The organism is Desulfovibrio sp., assembly GCF_047607245.1.
GTDB lineage: Bacteria > Desulfobacterota > Desulfovibrionia > Desulfovibrionales > Desulfovibrionaceae > Desulfovibrio.
In genome coordinates this window covers 36094-52135 of sequence record NZ_JASGDK010000002.1, presented here as the reverse complement: position 1 = coordinate 52135, position 16042 = coordinate 36094, and the positions used below count along the sequence as shown (strand labels likewise).

At 53.9% G+C, this 16042-nt stretch carries 10 protein-coding genes; 3 read left to right on the top strand and 7 right to left on the bottom strand.

Annotation, left to right across the window (positions count from 1 at the left end; translation table 11 throughout):
• The coding region (locus QM579_RS00260; RefSeq protein ID WP_414997236.1) for a CTP synthase at window positions 1-1629 on the bottom strand (1629 nt) is incomplete at its 3' end.
• A 261-nt stretch (window positions 1630-1890) separates the two neighbouring features.
• Here QM579_RS00260 and QM579_RS00255 point away from each other — a divergent pair.
• Window positions 1891-2703, top strand: coding sequence for a phosphoribosylformylglycinamidine synthase subunit PurQ (locus tag QM579_RS00255; protein WP_414997235.1), 813 nt, complete (start codon window positions 1891-1893; stop codon window positions 2701-2703).
• A gap of 77 nt (window positions 2704-2780) precedes the next feature.
• Here QM579_RS00255 and QM579_RS00250 read toward each other — a convergent pair whose 3' ends face one another.
• The 5 genes from QM579_RS00250 to QM579_RS00230 form a co-directional block, all read right to left on the bottom strand.
• On the bottom strand, window positions 2781-3923 hold the full coding sequence (locus QM579_RS00250; protein WP_414997234.1) for an NAD(P)H-dependent flavin oxidoreductase: 1143 nt from the start codon (window positions 3921-3923) through the stop codon (window positions 2781-2783).
• A 162-nt stretch (window positions 3924-4085) separates the two neighbouring features.
• The gene (locus QM579_RS00245; protein ID WP_414997233.1) at window positions 4086-7058 is read right to left on the bottom strand and encodes a PD-(D/E)XK nuclease family protein; all 2973 of its coding nucleotides are present in this window, start codon (window positions 7056-7058) and stop codon (window positions 4086-4088) included.
• On the bottom strand, window positions 7055-10378 hold the full coding sequence (locus QM579_RS00240) for a UvrD-helicase domain-containing protein (RefSeq protein WP_414997232.1): 3324 nt from the start codon (window positions 10376-10378) through the stop codon (window positions 7055-7057). Before QM579_RS00240 ends, QM579_RS00245 begins: the two co-directional genes overlap by 4 nt.
• Before the next feature lie 5 nt (window positions 10379-10383).
• Window positions 10384-11691: an ATP-dependent 6-phosphofructokinase gene (locus tag QM579_RS00235; RefSeq protein WP_414997231.1), complete on the bottom strand. Its 1308-nt coding sequence runs from the start codon at window positions 11689-11691 to the stop codon at window positions 10384-10386.
• Between the two features lie 17 nt (window positions 11692-11708).
• Window positions 11709-12266 carry an HD domain-containing protein gene (locus QM579_RS00230; protein WP_414997230.1) on the bottom strand — a complete coding sequence of 186 codons (558 nt, stop codon included), beginning with the start codon at window positions 12264-12266 and terminating at the stop codon, window positions 11709-11711.
• Between the two features lie 340 nt (window positions 12267-12606).
• On the opposite strand from QM579_RS00230, the gene QM579_RS00225 reads away from it, so the two are divergent.
• The gene (locus QM579_RS00225) at window positions 12607-13716 is read left to right on the top strand and encodes a PSP1 domain-containing protein (RefSeq protein ID WP_414997229.1); all 1110 of its coding nucleotides are present in this window, start codon (window positions 12607-12609) and stop codon (window positions 13714-13716) included.
• 25 nt (window positions 13717-13741) lie between these two features.
• On the top strand, window positions 13742-15745 hold the full coding sequence (gene metG, locus QM579_RS00220) for a methionine--tRNA ligase (protein WP_414997228.1): 2004 nt from the start codon (window positions 13742-13744) through the stop codon (window positions 15743-15745).
• A 24-nt stretch (window positions 15746-15769) separates the two neighbouring features.
• On the opposite strand, the gene QM579_RS00215 is transcribed toward metG, so the two are convergent.
• A complete protein-coding gene (locus QM579_RS00215; protein ID WP_183719584.1) occupies window positions 15770-15961 on the bottom strand; it encodes a hypothetical protein in 192 nt (63 codons plus the stop codon).
• Window positions 15962-16042 lie beyond the last annotated feature (81 nt).

Sequence of the window (16042 nt, the reverse complement as noted above, 5' to 3'; positions counted from 1 at the left end):
CTTTTTAGCAGCCCCGATAAATTCGCGGAAGAGAGGGTGGGCGTCCATAGGCCGAGATTTGAATTCGGGGTGGAACTGACACCCAAGGAACCAAGGATGGTCTGGCAGCTCAACAATTTCCACTAGTGTTCCATCCGGCGAGGTGCCGCTGAAGACCATGCCCTTTTCTGCCAGCGCTTCTTTGAATTCGTTGTTGAACTCATAGCGATGACGGTGGCGTTCTTCCACCAGTTCTCTTTTATATGCATCAAGAGCCCGGGAATTGGGCAGAACCTTGCAGGGATAGGAGCCAAGACGCATTGTGCCGCCCTTGTCGCTTCCGGCATCGCGTTTTTCAACGTTCTTGGTGCGGAAGTCATACCATTCTGTCATAAGGTAGATAACCTTATGCTTGGAACGGTGGTCAAATTCTTCAGAGTTGGCATCAGCCATCTCGGCAACGTGGCGGGCAAATTCGATGACCGCACATTGCATGCCCAGGCAGATGCCGAAGAACGGAATCTTTTTTTCACGGGCATAGCGAATAGCCGTGATCTTGCCCTCAACGCCGCGATAACCAAAGCCGCCAGGCACAAGAATGCCGTCACAGCCCTTGAAGTGCTCCGCAGCGTTGCTGTCATCCACGTTTTCAGAGTTGACGTAACGCAGGTTCACCTGAACGCGGTTGGCCACGCCGCCGTGAATCAGCGCTTCATGCAAGCTTTTGTAAGCTTCCTTCAAGTCCACATATTTGCCCACAATGGCGATAGTAACCTTGCCCTTGGGGTCGGCGCAGTCACTAACGAGCTTTTCCCAGGCTTCAAGGTGGGCATTACGTGCTGGCAAGCGCAGCATGATGGCCACTTTCTGATCAAAGCCTTCTTCGTAGAACTTCAGGGGAACTTCGTAGATGTTGTTTACGTCCACCGAAGAGAATACAGCATCTTGATCCACATTGCAGAACAGGGCGATTTTGCGGCGCAGCTCTTCAGGAATGCTCTGTTCACAACGGCAAAGGATGATGTCAGGCTGAATGCCGATGGAAAGCAGTTCCTTCACGCTGTGCTGAGTAGGTTTGGTTTTGTGCTCGCCAGCAGTGCGCAGGTAGGGCACCAATGTGAGGTGGATGTTCAGGCAGTTATCGCGCCCAATATCTGAACGCAGCTGGCGTATTGCTTCAAGAAAAGGCAGTCCTTCAATGTCGCCGACGGTGCCGCCAATTTCAATGATGGCCACATCGGGGGCATCGTCGCCCTCTGCCAAAGACAAAACCACGCTTTTAATTTCGTCGGTAATATGAGGAATAACCTGCACCGTAGCGCCCAGATAATCGCCGTGACGTTCTTTGGCGATAACCTGATTGTAGATGGCCCCTGAAGTGGTATTGTTCTTCCGCGACATGGGCACATTGAGATAGCGTTCGTAGTGTCCAAGGTCCAGGTCAGTTTCGGCGCCGTCGTCAGTAACGAAAACTTCGCCATGCTGAAAGGGGTTCATGGTGCCAGGGTCAACGTTAATATAGGGGTCGAGTTTCTGTATGGTTACCGAAAGGCCACGGGTTTGCAGCAGCGCGCCCAATGAGGCGGCCGCCAGGCCCTTGCCCAAAGAGGACAGAACTCCGCCTGTCACAAAGATAAATTTCGTTTTCATGGCTCCCACCTTAATATCTTGATCGCTTTTTGGCACAACCCTGTATGCTTAGCCTAAAATGATTTTTTTGGCTAGCATTGACTATCGAAAACAAGGTAAGTAGTGTGTTATTCCCTCTCCAGCATGCGCAGGTACAGCTTGGCTTTGCCTGCGGCTCGTGAGGTGCGGGCTGACTTCGGCCCAAAGGCCGCACTGTGCACGTCTGCCGGCATCAGCACGGCTCGAAAAGATCTGCTAGCAAGCCAAGGAGGCTTTACCCGCATGGGCATGGTCAATACGCTGGTCATCACCGGTTATGGAACAAATTCTCATCTGGAAACCGCCCATGCAGCCCGCTTGGCCGGTGCAGACAGGGCGGACGTAGTCCATTTTTCAGACATTGTGGCTGCCAAAGTTCGGTTGGCCGACTATCACTTTTTGGTTTTCCCCGGCGGATTCCTTGACGGCGATGACTTGGGCGCTGCCCAGGCCGCTGTAATGCGCTGGCGTTACCTTAAGGATGCGCAAGGCGTTCCTTTGCTGCAAAGTTTGCGCGACTTTCTGGATCAGGGCAAGCTCATTCTCGGCATCTGCAACGGCTTTCAGTTGCTGGTCAAGTTGGGCGTGTTGCCAGCCTTGGGCGGCGTGCGTTTTGAACGCCAGGTTTCGCTTGGGCACAATGACTCCGCCCGTTACGAAGACCGCTGGGTGCATTTGCTGCCCAACGCCAAGAGCCCCTGTGTCTTCACTAAGGATATGCCCCTGCTAAGCATGCCTGTGCGTCACGGAGAAGGCAAACTTGTGCCGCGTGACGAAGAATGTCTGCAACGCCTTGTGTCGGAAAACCTCATCGCACTTCAATATGCTGACCCCGAAACAAAGCAGCCAACGCAGGAATATCCGTTAAATCCTAACGGTGCTGCTCTGGCCATTGCCGGGCTTACCGATCCGACAGGCCGGGTTCTTGGTCTTATGCCTCACCCTGAAGCCTTCCATCATGTGACCAACCATCCGGCCTGGACACGTGGTGAGCTGGATCCTCCGGGGACGCTTCTGTTCGTCAATGCCGTGCGCTACCTGCGTGGGCAGCAATAGTTTTATAAATTTTAGTAATGAAAAGAGCCGGGCATGTGACAATGCCCGGCTCTTTTCATTACTATTTACTCTTCCAGTCAGCTCTTGTTGCCATTGAACATGCTCTGCACGCTCTTGCTCAACGAGGCCATAGCATCATCGAATTCGTGTTGCAGGCTGTCCATAAGCTCACGGACAGAGGTGATCTTGTTTACACGTGAGACATTGGCCCCGCAGAAGGCAAAGCCGCGTTCAAGGTTACCCTTCATGGCGTTGATAAGAGCCTGAGCGATGCAGTAGGGCGTTTTTTCCTGTTCGCAGGTATGCACGCAGTGGAAAACGCACTTGAAGGGTTTTTTGTTGCCTTCGCGTGCGGCGTGAATGAAGCTGTTGTCCAGGGCGCGTCCGGGCATGCCCACCGGGCTCTTGATGATAGTGATGTCTTCGGCCGTGGCGGCAAGGTACGATTGCTTGAAGCGATCATCGGCATCGCATTCATGTGTGGCGACAAAGCGGGTGCCCATCTGTACGCCGGAAGCGCCAAGGTCAAGAAACTTTTTGATATCAGCACCGGAGTAAACACCGCCAGCTGCAATAATGGGCACAGCTTTACCGTGTTTGTCCTCCAGAGGTTTCACAACCTCAACCACTTGAGGAACCAGCACTTCCAGCGCATGCGCTGGGTCGTAAAGCTCTTCAGCCTTGAAGCCAAGATGTCCGCCAGCCTTGGGGCCTTCAACCACAAAGGCGTCAGGCACATAGTTGAAGCGGGATATCCATTTTTTTGCGATGACTGAAGCCGCGCGTGCCGAAGAAACTATGGGCACAAGCTTGGTTTTGAATTCTTCTTTTTTTTCTTCGCATGCTTGAAAAAGATGCTTGGGCATGTCCAAAGGCAGGCCAGCGCCAGAAAAAATGATGTCCGCTCTGTGCTCGATAGCGGTACGCACCATCTGGCTGAACGTTGTCAGGGCTACCATAAGGTTAACGCCAACAATGCCATTGGTCATCTGGCGGGCTTTTTCAATTTCATTGCGCAGGGCGCGCAGGTTGGCAGTAAGAGGATCCTTGGCAACGTCAGGTTCCTTCATGCCGATCATGGCTCCGGCAATAACGCCGATGCCGCCCTGGTTGGCCACAGCAGAAGCAAGGCCTGAAAGCGATATTCCAACTCCCATGCCACCCTGAACAACTGGGATTTTGGCGGTGAGGTTTCCGATTTTAAGTGCGGGAAATGACATTTCAAGACCTCCGTCCTGACTTATATGGAACAAGCCCGGCAGCTCCCGTGGGCGCTACTGAGAGTATCCCCATATGGAAATTAGGCGCAACAGTAGCTGTAATTTTTGTAAGATGCAACAAAAGCGTGCACTCTTTTGTGGATGGCGTCAACAACCCGGCATTTATAAAGAACAAAGGCCAGAATATGGGCACCACTGACAATGCTTGTCGGGACGGGCAGTGAAAGTTGGGGAATATTCCATATGCAACAGGGTCAGAGCAAGGGCTGTGCGGCAAAATCCCAGAGCAGCATTCAAATCTTCGTCCACCAGGCCTCCGAAAAGAGGGTGCTCTTTTCCCTCATCACGCAACTCCACCAGAGCCGCATCTCCCAACTGGGCCATACCGCAAGCGCCAGCCATCGACAGGTAACACGGCAACTGCAGGCTGGGCAGGCGTGTACGTAACTCTTCAAAAAGGTTTTCAAGGTTTTTCAATTGTCCAGCATCGGCTTCTGTCGCTGGCGTCAGCGCTGCGCACAGGGCGTCAGCATTGGTAAAATACGGCAGGTCAGTCCATAGGCTGCCGTCATGTTTTTTGATGGTTCCTGTTTTGTAGTCAAGTACATGAAGCAGGCCGTCGCGGCGGTCTACGCGGTCAACCGTGCCAACAAAAGCATAATCGCGTTCGGCCAGCCGTAATGTGGCGCTAATCTCTTTTTCCAGAGCCATGATCATGATGTTGTCTGGTTGGCCCGACAAGAAATTCATGAGCCGCATGGGGGCTGCCTCTTCCAGCATCAGACAACTGTCTGCGGGCAACAGGCGGCGCAAGTCGGCAGCTTCAAGTTGCTCGAAAAACCGTGCGCGCACGGTTTCAGTGGAAATATCACCAGTGCGTATGACCTTGTGTAGATAGGGCTCGTAAAGAGCCTTGAGCGTGTTGTGGATGCAGGTGCCAACCGCAGCGGGATCATCACCCTCATTGATTTCTTTGGGCGGACGCAGGCCACACAGGTATTGCCAGGCGAAGCGCAGGGGACACTGAAGGTAGACGTCCAGTCTGGTAGCGGAAAGAGGCTTGCGCAACAGGTGCGTCAGAGCTGTATTGAGTTCAACCCCACGCGTCAGGATTTTTGTTTCAGAGGCGGCAGCCTGTACTTCACAAACGGCTGTTTCAAGCGGCGGTTCACCGGGAGTGAGCAGAGCTCCCCGCCGTTGCTCTTCCTGCCAGAGCAGTTGTTCCACAAAGCGGCTGCGGCTTTTTTTACCGTCAAAGAGCGCAGAGCGGCTGATGCCTTCCTGCCAGAAAAATGATACTTCATCCGCCCCGGCGCAAAGGCGGTACAAGGTGTGCGCAGCAGCTCTTTCACGACGGCGCGAATCGGGCAGGCCAAGAGTTTGCCGCAAGGAATCCGGCAGTAGCGGATCTTGTGCAGGGTTGCCGGGCAGCCTGTCATCAGTGGCGTCCACAATAAATACCCGGTCAAAATGCAGCAGGCGTGTTTCAAGCATGCCAAGCACTTGCAGGCCTGTAAGAGGCTCGGCTTCAAAAGGCACCCGCTCTTGCCCGAGCACTTCGCGCACCATTCCGTGCAGTGTTGTGAGGGGAAAATCCGTGTCCGCCAGAAGGTTTTCACGCAAGACGGGCACAGTTTGCCGGATGAGGCGGTACATGGCCTCTGCATCCAAAGGGAAGTGTTTCCACAAGTCGCCGCCACGGTTGAGCAAAAAGGAGCACAAGTTTTGCAGTACGTCGGCCATGCCTCTTGTGGTACTGGCGGTGGACGGCGCATGAACAAGCACGTGCAGTGTTTCTTCCAGCAATCGAGACAAGGGTTCAGGCAGCTGGTTTCGGCAAGAGTTCGCCACTTCGGTCAGATCAACGAAGCGCGTGCCTTCACGTATGAGATTTTCCAGAGGGCGCAGTGCATCTCGAAGCAGCAAGGGCTGCCCGTTGTCATCCTGCGTGCGCAGCATATTTACATAGGGGTGACGCAGGCATTGCAGCACTTGCCGCCAGTAGTACCGTCCTTCGTCGCTCCGGTTTGCCTGAAGCCGCAACAATGCGTCCAGCAGTCGATTGAGAGGTGAACGGTCCAGGGGATAACCCATGGAGATGTTAACATCCTTGTTCGGCAAGTGATGAAGCACAGGCATGAGCAAAGAACTGTCTGTAAGTACAACGGCTGTAGAGGCAGCAGAATCTGTATCATCTGCTTCTGCCTGATCGCTCTTGCACTCCGGCTCAAGGTCTCGACGCAGGGCGGCAAGCTGTGAATGGCAATCGTAGCCTGCAAAAAAGTGGTAGCGGGGTTGGTGGGCTTTCTCTGCGTCGCCAAGCTGCATGGCTGGAAGTGCCTGCGTTTTCCAGCGGCGCAACCATGCGGCTTGCTCTTCGCAAGCCCAATGGATGCCGCCTTCTCCTCCTGCCAAGGCTGGATCACCGTGCAGACAAAATTGCGCTCCAGCTTGCCAAAGCTGTTTTAAAAGATGGTCTTCGCCGCCCGTAAGCAGGGAAAAACCAGCCACCACCACTGGACGGTCATGCTGCGGCTCTAACAGTGAAGGAACAGGAGAATCGCTGTGTGCCAAAGCAAAAATATCAAGACCCGGCGTTGTCCAGTTGTTTTCCAGCAGCGCTGTTTCGTAGGCTTTGCTGATGCGGCCCAAGGCGCCCAACAGAGCGGCTGCGGGCGCAGCAACCTCGTCTTCCAGGTGTGTCAGATCTGTCGCTTCCACCAGTTGTCCGTACATTTCCTCCAGAAGTGCAGCCAGTCGTAAGCCCCAAGGCAGAAAAAGTGCCATGTCCATACGGGCGAAGCGGGACGCAAGGTTGCTGTCATCCTGTGCCAGTGCCCTAACACACTGGTACAGCAACGCCACGCGGTCCAGCGTGTTGGCAGTATGCAGAGGAGCGGCACTGTCAAAGGCGCGCCACGAGGCTATCGTGTTGGACAAGGTCATGACTTTGGGCAAAAGCCCCGTGTAGCCTTCAGATGCGTATAACTGCACAAGATAGCGCCAAGGGCGGTTGTGCGGCACGAGGAGCAGGGCCGAACCCGGGTGCCTTTGGGTGAGTTGGTTCAAGTAGTCCTTGAGGGCTGGTAAAAAAGGACGCTGCCAGGGGAAAATCAAAAAGGGCGAGGCATTCATGACAGATCTTCTTTGATGGGCAGCATGTCGTGGCAGTGTGGAACAAGTTCTGAAGCACTGTCCTGTGTCACAAGGCGGAAGCGCCGCTGGTCAAGGTATACCAGCAAACCCCTGGCAGGCATTTGCTTTTCTTCATTGCCTTGATTCAGGCTGGCAAGGTATTTTCTGACCTGTTCCACATGTTCTTCTTCAGGTTGACCGCTTTTGTAATCAAGAACAAGCAGGCCCCAGCTTTCCCGCACCAACAGGTCCATGCGCAAAAGTCGGCCATCTTCGGTCATGATGGAATGTTCGGGCCAGCCTTTTTCAAGCCAGCGAGCTGTCTGTGGTTGGGTTGCCAGCCAGTGCAATGCCTCTGTTACGCCCTGGCGCAGATCCGCGTCATCCGGCACTGGCAGAGGATAATGACGTAAACCGAAGTGCAAGGCTGCCTGTACGTCTTCTTGCGAGTTGCCTGTGAGGCGCAAATGTTCCAGACAAAAATGCAGCAGATTGCCCCTGTCTTCTGGCCTGAAAGAAAACGTCGCCAGCGGATTGCGAAAAATTTTCAGCCGAGGCAGCCACTGCATAGGCCGCCAATCTTCAGAATTGATATGATCCCGGTTTGAGGCAGGCGTGGGATTTGTCGCAGGTTCCATCTTTGCCTGCGCAGTTGGCTTAGCAGCAACGGATTTTGCCGCAATATTTTTCTCAGATGCGCACATCACAGAAGTCTGTGCCGTGATATCGGTAGATTCAGTTGCTTCAAGAGCAGAAGGCAGGTGACCAAGCGTATAAGGTGGCTGCCAGCCTGCGCGCTCCCAAAGGATGTCAAGGCCCGCAAGAACGGGCGACTGCCGTTTGGCAGAGGTTCGAAAGACGTACAGGGCATCTCTGGCACGGGTAAAGGCCACATAGAGCAGATTGAGGCTTTCGCGGGCCTGCTGGGCCAAATCTTCATAATATGGGCGGCCAAGAGCTTTTTGGTTGCGCACCATCATGCTCAATCCCTGGCGCTCTTCACGTACCGGCTTGTCAGAAACGGAGAGACTCAGGCCAGTGAAAGGAACAAAAACCACGGGAGCTTCAAGTCCTTTTGATTTGTGCACGGTCATGATGCGCACGGCATCCATATTCTCTGGCATAGGAACTTTTTCTTCGTTACTTTTTTCGTTCCAGTGCTCAAGAAAGGTAGAAAGAGTAGCAAGTCCTTTTTCTTCAGCACTGTGCAATACTTCCATAAAGCGGCGCAAAAAAGTGGTTGCTTCAGGAAAGCGCTGCTCGACCTGAAGGCGCGCGTACCATTCAAGCACCGTATCATACGGCGTCATGAGGCCAGACTGGCTGAAGAACGGAGCAAGCAAGGTTTGCCATACATGAGGCCAGCGCTGCCGGAAATTCTGATACAGAAGGCCCTTTTTTTGTAAGGCACACCAGCCGTCCAAATCTGTATGGGCAAGGTCGGCAGCATCAGCATGGTCATGAAAAATATTGCCAGTAATAAGAGTCAGAAAAGCGATGTTATCGTCCGGGCTGTCCAGAAATGCCAGTAGAGCCACCGTTTGGATAACCAGAGGATGCGCAGAAAGAAGAAGACTGTTCTCAGTGATGACAGGAATGCCCTGACGTACAAGATGATCGGCCAGAAGTGCCGCCCCGTTATTGCTGCGTACAAGAACCAGAACATCGGCCCAGGGGTGATGCGGAGCAATATCTTCGTGCAGGATTTCGCTCAAGCGCATGAAAACTTCGTCGTTCAAAAGTTCGGACGAATCAGCCGATATGTCTTCAACCTGAACAAAACCACTATCAGGCGTGTGTTCCGGGCATTGCTGGCTTGTGCCCGTAAAGGCGCTTACAAGAGCAGCGACAGATGACGTCATAATTTCTTCACGCAGATCTGGCGGCATCTCGTTGGGCAGAAGGGCGCTCATGACGGCACGTGCCGTCTCTGGCTGCTCCAGAGGTGAAAAGAGAGCGTTGTTGTGTTCCACCACCTGCTTACTGCTGCGCCAGTTGAAGGGCAGGCTGTCGCGACTGGTACTTGCAGCAATGGCCGTGAGGCCCTTATCGGTCAGAATGCCGTCAAAAAGTTCAGGGTCGCCGTCGCGCCAGCCGTAGATGGATTGCTTCACGTCGCCCACCCAGGTCAGTGAACCGCCGTGGGCAAGGGCTTCTTCCACCAATGGACGCAGCGCGCGCCACTGCTCCTGACTCGTGTCCTGAAATTCATCCACAAGAAAATGACTGAGGCGGCTGCCCAGACGGCAAAGAGTGTCGGGCACGCCATGATCGCTTTCCAGCACCTGACGCGCCATGTAGGGGACAAGCAAGCCCGGCAGGGTGCCTTCCTGTTCCTGATTGTGCGAAAAAGCCGCAGCGAGAATGCGGGCCATACGGATGGAAGGCTCAAGGCGCAGAGCTTGCCGCAAAATGTGCCCGTCTGTTGTGTACGTTTGGACTGCGCGGGAAAAAGCTACGTATGCGTACTCCACCTCACTGTCGACCTTGGCCCCTTTTTTGAAAATCTGGGCTGCTTCTTCCTTGTTCAGATAGGCGGATGGTTTACGTTCGCCATTTGACCACGCTGTAACAGCTTTCAATGCATTGGCTTGCCAGGGGAGTTCCCGGCTGGCTGCCAATTGCAGCAAGTGAACTGCGGTTTCGTGTGCAGCCTTGTTGAGGGCCGTCAGGCGTTCGTCAAGCTCAGCATACGAAGAAAGTTCGCCAAAATCACCCAGAAGGGCGCTATTTAGCAATGGACGTAACTGATGGAGCAGTTTTTCTCCTGCCAAAAAGCCTTTACTGCCTCCGTGCCAGACCATAGCCCGACACACTTGCCGCAAGAGGTCGCGCATGGTTTCGTCACCCTGCCACGCCTTTTCCATCAAAAGGTCAAGGTAGGGCGTCAGGGCGTCTTCTGTTGCAAAAACAGGTTGAAAATCGGGGTGTAGCTTGAGTTCCAGAGCCGCAGCACGAACTATGAGGTGCAGCAGGCTGTCGATGGTGCGTATATTCAGGGCGCTCATGTCGCGCATGATGGCGTCAACCCAACGTCCGGCGGCTTCGGAGTTGAGGGTGATACCCTGCATGGGGCAGCCCAAAGCCGCGCTTTTCAGTTGTCTGATGACGCGCTCTCGCATTTCGGTGGCTGCGGCATTGGTGAAGGTTACGGCCAGAATATCGCCCCAGCCGCAGGGACCGCCAGTACCAAGGGCGCAAGCAGGGGAGCCCGATCTGCCCGGTGCGCCGCAACTAACAAGACGCTGTAAAAAACAGCGCGTTAGTTCATAGGTTTTGCCCGATCCCGCAGATGCCTTAACTTGGCGTAAGTGCTGCATGTAAGTTAGACAGGCGGCAGCATGCCTTTGAGCATGCCCTGACCTGTTGATTCAAGTACGGCTCGCCAAAGATCAGAGTAGATGTTGAGCTTGCGGCGTTTGCGCGTGACCAGTTCCAGAGGCAGGTGTACGTAGCGGTCCTGAATTTTGCCCACCACCATGTCTGTACGGCCAGCCATAGCGGCATGCACAGCGTATTGTCCCAAAAAGCCGCAATAGACTTTGTCGTTGGCATTGGCCGGGATGGAGCGGATGATGTAGCTCGGGTCAATGTACTTTATGGAGTGCGCCATACCGCGTGCATCAAGATAGGTATTAACAGATTGACGCAGCAGTTCGGATATGTCGCCCAGCACGGGATTGCCTGAGGCGTCCGTGCCGCTCTGTTCTGCCAGCAGATGCTGCCCAGCGCCTTCGGCTGCCACAATGACAGCGTGCCCGCGTGATTTCAGGCGTTCTTCAAGCGCAGGCAGCAGGCCCCCTTCACCGTCAAGAGTAAACGGCGCTTCGGGAATGAGCACAAAATTCACTTCTTTCAACGCTAGTGCGGCCCGTGCGGCAATAAATCCCGATTCGCGTCCCATAAGCTTTACAATGCCGATACCGTTGGGCACGCCACAGGCTTCGGTGTGGGCGCATTCAATGGCCTCCGTCGCCTTGAAGACAGCGGTTTCAAACCCAAAAGACTGGGGAATGAAATTGATGTCATTATCAATGGTTTTTGGAATACCGAGAACAGAAATTTTTAAGTTACGAGCCTGCACCTCATTGCTGATGGCCCGTGCGGCCTTCATTGTGCCATCACCGCCAATGACAAAGAGAGCGTTGACGTTGCTGCGTTCCAAAGTGTCCACAATTTCTTCGGCTGACTGCGGCCCGCGCGAAGAACCAAGCATGGTGCCGCCAAAACGGTGAATGTCTGCCACGCCCTTGGGGGTAAGCTCTTGAAGGGTGTGGCCGTATTTTGGAATAAAACCTTCAAGGCCGTAAGGAATGCCAAGAATAGAAGGCACATTGTAGGCATGAAAGGCTTCCATAACTATAGCACGTATAACGTCATTGATGCCCGGGCAGAGTCCGCCGCAGGTGACAATGGCGCACTTGGCCCGGGTGGTGTCGAAGTAAAGCTTGCGGCGCGGCCCTGCGGCCTCAAAGCATATGCTGAACGGCTGGCCCGCATCTTCAGTCAACTCTTCGTCCACGAATATCTGTATGGATTTGTCATCGGCCCATGTGCGGTAGGGCAGATGTGAGTCCAACTTGCAGGGGCCAAGGGTGCGGATGCCCGTTTGCATTGTGCATTCGTTGTTCATGAGACCCTCGCGTTCTGTTATTTGCTCAGTCCAAGTTCTTCGGCATGGGCGCGCATGGCTTCAATAGACAAAACCAGAAATTCGTCAAGCTCCAACCCTGCCTCGGCACACTGGCGGATATTTTCACGGCTGACACTGGCCGCAAAAGCCTTGTCTTTCATCTTTTTTTTGATGCTCTTCACTTCCATACCATCAATGCCAGTAGGCCGCATGAGAGCTGCGGCACTGATAAGCCCCGTAATGCTTTCACCACAGCGCAAGGCATAGTCAAAACGGCTTTCGGGCTGTCCACCGTTCATCTCTGCAGCATGAGCGCGAATAGCGGCAAGAGCGGCTTCCGGTAACTTGCCAGCAAGTTGGTCTGCGCTGTCCAGTCCGTGCCTCTGTGGATTTTCTGACGTAGCCGGATAGTCAAGATCGTGGAGCAAACCCGTAAGGGCCCATACGTCTTCGTCTTCGTTCAGGCGGCGCGCCAGGTCGCGCATAATGGCTTCGGTAGCCAGCGCATGCTGCATGAGCGAGGGCGGAGTATTATTGTCAGCCAGAAGTTTTAAAGCTTCGTCTCTTTGTATCATAGTATTGCTCCTATATCTCCATCAACGTAAATCAGAGCACGGGTGAAGGCAAGTCAGGCTGGGGCGACCCTATAAATGGTGACGTTGCGTTAATCGTTTTGCCCCTTTCGGGCCTGTGCTCCTGCCTTTTGGGAACGTAAGCCTGTTAAGGGCGTGCCAGCCTACATCAAGGTGTTTGCACGGCAGTGGGCCGTTATTCTACTGTTACTTTGTGACAAAACTCTGGCTTCAAACGCCCACAATCGGCCTTATTCGGGCTTGAGCTGTTGACAGCAGGCTTTTTATGGCCGAAAAGAATTTTTTCAGAAATCGTCTCACAAGGTTTTGCACTGTGACCTCTATGCCTATATATGGCCTGCGTTTTCGCGCGCTTGGCCAGACAAACTATTATAGTGGCCCTCCTGGTCTTGAACCTGGGCAGCATGTGCTTATTGAAGCTGAACAGGGGCATGCTCTGGCCCTTATTGTTTCTGGTCCGGCCCATAATCTGCCGGGGCAGGAGAGTGAACCGCTGCCTTCAATCCTGCGGCTGGCAAGCCCCGACGACGTAAAGCGCGGCGAGGCTAATGAGCAATTGAGCAAAGAAGCTCAGGTGTTCTGCCGGCAGTGCATCCGCCAGCGTGATCTGGATATGAAGCTTGTGGATGTGGAAGTTTTTTTTGATCGCAGCAAGCTCATCTTTTACTTCACAGCTCCCTCGCGCATAGATTTTCGCGATCTTGTAAAAGATCTGGTGCGTGAATATCGCGCCCGCATCGAATTGCGCCAGATTGGAGTGCGTCACGAAACGCAGATGGTCGGCGCGGTGGGCAACTGCGGCATGGTTTGCTGCTGCCGTAGATACCTGCGCAAGTTTGCGCCTGTGACCATTCGCATGGCCAAGGAGCAGAATCTTTTTCTAAACCCCGCCAAAATTTCCGGCATCTGCGGTCGGTTATTGTGCTGCCTTTCTTATGAGCAGGACAACTATGACCATTTTCACAAGAATTGCCCGCGGCTTGGCAAAAAATACCAGACCGACAAGGGCCCGATGAAGGTGCTGCGGGCCAATATGTTCCGCAACTCTTTGGCTGTGCTCACTGAGACAAATGAAGAAGTTGAACTGACACTCGAAGAGTGGCAGGCACTTTCGCCACATCGGCCAGAAGCCGTGCAATGCGCTCAAACTCAGCCGCGTCAAGCGCCCAAGCCTCAGATTGGCGACGGCTTGCTGGTGGTTTCAGCCGCGCCTGACACTCTTGATCATCTTGATACAATGGATGAATTTTTTTCGCAGGATGCCCTAGCCTCTTCGAATGCCAATAACAGTCGGCAAGAGGGCAACGGACGCGCTCCTAACCACAGCGCAGGCGACGGTGGCGAAGCGCATGGCCCCGACGGGCAGGGCGATTCAGGCAAGCCCCGGCGTAAAAGGCGTCGGAAACCGCATAGTAAACCAGAGAATCAATAGCCAAATCAAGCTTACGGAGCCTTGAGTGAACACCTTTTTCATCACAACGCCTATTTACTACGTCAATGCCAAGCCGCATCTTGGACATGCCTATACCACTGTTGTAGCTGATGCTATGGCCCGTTTTCACAAGCTGATGGGTCAGGACACGCTCTTTCTCACGGGCACGGACGAACACGGCGACAAGATCGTGCAGGCTGCCGAAAAAGAAGGTAAATCGCCCAAGGAATTTGTGGATGACATCAGCGCGCGGTTTCAGTCCCTCTGGCCCAAGCTGGATGTTGCCAATGACCGTTTCGTGCGCACTACCGATGACGCGCACAAGGCTTCGGTGCAGGCATTTTTGCAAAAAGTTTATGATGCCGGAGACATTTACTTTGGTGAGTTTGGCGGTCACTACTGCTATGGCTGTGAACGGTTCTACACCGAAAAGGAACTGGAAAATGGCCTTTGCCCCCAGCATATGGTCAAGCCGGAATTCATCAGCGAAAAGAACTATTTTTTCCGTATGTCCAAGTATCTGCCGTGGCTCAAGGAGCATATCGAGCAGAATCCCTCATTCATCAGGCCGGAACGCTACCGTTCGGAAGTTCTGGCCATGCTGGAATCCGGCGCCTTGGACGACCTGTGCATATCCCGGCCCAAATCGCGTCTGACCTGGGGCATTGAGCTGCCTTTTGACAAAGACTATGTGTGCTACGTCTGGTTTGACGCCCTTATCAACTATATCAGTGCGCTTAACTGGCCTGATGGCGAAGACTTTGAACGCTTCTGGCCGGGCGAACATCTGGTTGCCAAGGATATTCTCAAGCCGCACGCGGTGTTCTGGCCTACAATGCTCAAGGCTGCGGGCTTGCCCCAGTACAAGCATCTTAATGTGCACGGCTACTGGCTTGTGCGCGACACCAAGATGTCAAAATCGCTGGGCAACGTTGTTGAGCCTGAGGCCACAAGCCAGCGCTTCGGGGCGGATGCCTTCCGTTACTTCCTGCTGCGTGAAATGCACTTTGGTTCTGACGCCAGCTTTAGTGATGATTCGATGGTTGGCCGCATCAATGCCGACCTTGCCAATGACCTCGGCAACCTGTTCAGCCGCGTGCTTTCAATGACTGCCAAATATTTCGGCAGCCGTATTCCGGCTCCCAAGGGTTTCAATGAGGCGGATGAAGCCATCATTGAACTGACCTCCACGGCCATGCGTAATTTCAGCCAGCTTTTCGGCAACGTGCAGTTTGCGCAGGGGCTTGAATCCTTGTGGGAACTGGTGCGTGCGCTGAACAAGTATGTGGATAGTCAGGCTCCCTGGGCCCTGCACAAGCAGGGTGATATGGAGCGGCTTGCTACCGTTATGTATGTGCTTTTATCTGCCATGCGTAAGACGGCCCTGTGCCTGTGGCCTGTCATGCCCATAGCCTGTAGCAAGATGCTGGAACAGCTTGGCCAGCCTGTTGCAACCAACATGCCTCCTGTGAAGTCACTGGAAGCTGAAATGGACCATTTTGACGGGCTTGTGCCCGGCACGATGGTGGCTGAAGCCTCTAACTTGTTCCCGCGCATTGAAGTAAAAAAAGATTCGGACGAAGCGGAAAAAGCCAAGGCCGCCAAGGCAGAAAAGAAAGCTGCCAAGCAGCAGGCTGCGGCGAAAAGCCCGGTTCAGACTGCGCCCGCTGGCGCAGAGCCTGCAGACGCTGCGGCGGGGAAGCCGAATATAGATTTTGATCACTTCAAGGCCGTGGATATGCGTGTGGGCACCGTGCTGGTTGCTGAAAAGCATCCCAATGCCGACCGCATTTTGCGCCTGGAAATTGACTTTGGCGAAGGGCAGCCCCGCCAGATTCTTTCTGGCCTGGCCGAACACTACGCGCCAGAGGCTATGGTGGGTAAACGCGTTTGCGCAGTGCTTAACCTTGAGCCACGTAAAATTCGCGGTCTCATGTCGCACGGTATGGTGCTCACAGCCGGAAATGATACGGCCCTGACCCTGCTTGGTCTTGACGCAGACGTGCCAAACGGCAGCGAAATAGCCTAGTAAATTGACACGGCGGCGGGTTGGTTAATCTGCCTTGCCGCCGTTTTTCTGGAACAATCGCTCCAGAGACATAGCATCCAATGGTGTGAGATTAAAGCGCATGCCTGTTTCATCCAGCAGTGTGGCCAGGCTTTTGCCGGAATTCCGGTTCAGCTCTTCTGTCAGATAGGCAGCAGCTTTGCGCACGAGCTCACTTTGCGGCATGATGGTATTCATTGGATACGTCCTTTTTTTCACCAATAGCTGTTTGACCGTTTTTTGGCAATAACGGAACATCAATACGCGAATATACCGCGC

Bases quoted from the DNA above. Each gene is read 5' to 3' on its own strand.
- QM579_RS00225 (WP_414997229.1), top strand. From the start codon at position 12,607: ATGCCTATATATGGCCTGCGTTTTCGCGCGCTTGGCCAGACAAACTAT.
- QM579_RS00235 (WP_414997231.1), bottom strand. From the start codon at position 11,691: ATGAACAACGAATGCACAATGCAAACGGGCATCCGCACCCTTGGCCCC.
- QM579_RS00255 (WP_414997235.1), top strand. From the start codon at position 1,891: ATGGGCATGGTCAATACGCTGGTCATCACCGGTTATGGAACAAATTCT.
- QM579_RS00230 (WP_414997230.1), bottom strand. From the start codon at position 12,266: ATGATACAAAGAGACGAAGCTTTAAAACTTCTGGCTGACAATAATACT.
- QM579_RS00240 (WP_414997232.1), bottom strand. From the start codon at position 10,378: ATGCAGCACTTACGCCAAGTTAAGGCATCTGCGGGATCGGGCAAAACC.
- QM579_RS00245 (WP_414997233.1), bottom strand. From the start codon at position 7,058: ATGAATGCCTCGCCCTTTTTGATTTTCCCCTGGCAGCGTCCTTTTTTA.
- QM579_RS00250 (WP_414997234.1), bottom strand. From the start codon at position 3,923: ATGTCATTTCCCGCACTTAAAATCGGAAACCTCACCGCCAAAATCCCA.
- QM579_RS00215 (WP_183719584.1), bottom strand. From the start codon at position 15,961: ATGAATACCATCATGCCGCAAAGTGAGCTCGTGCGCAAAGCTGCTGCC.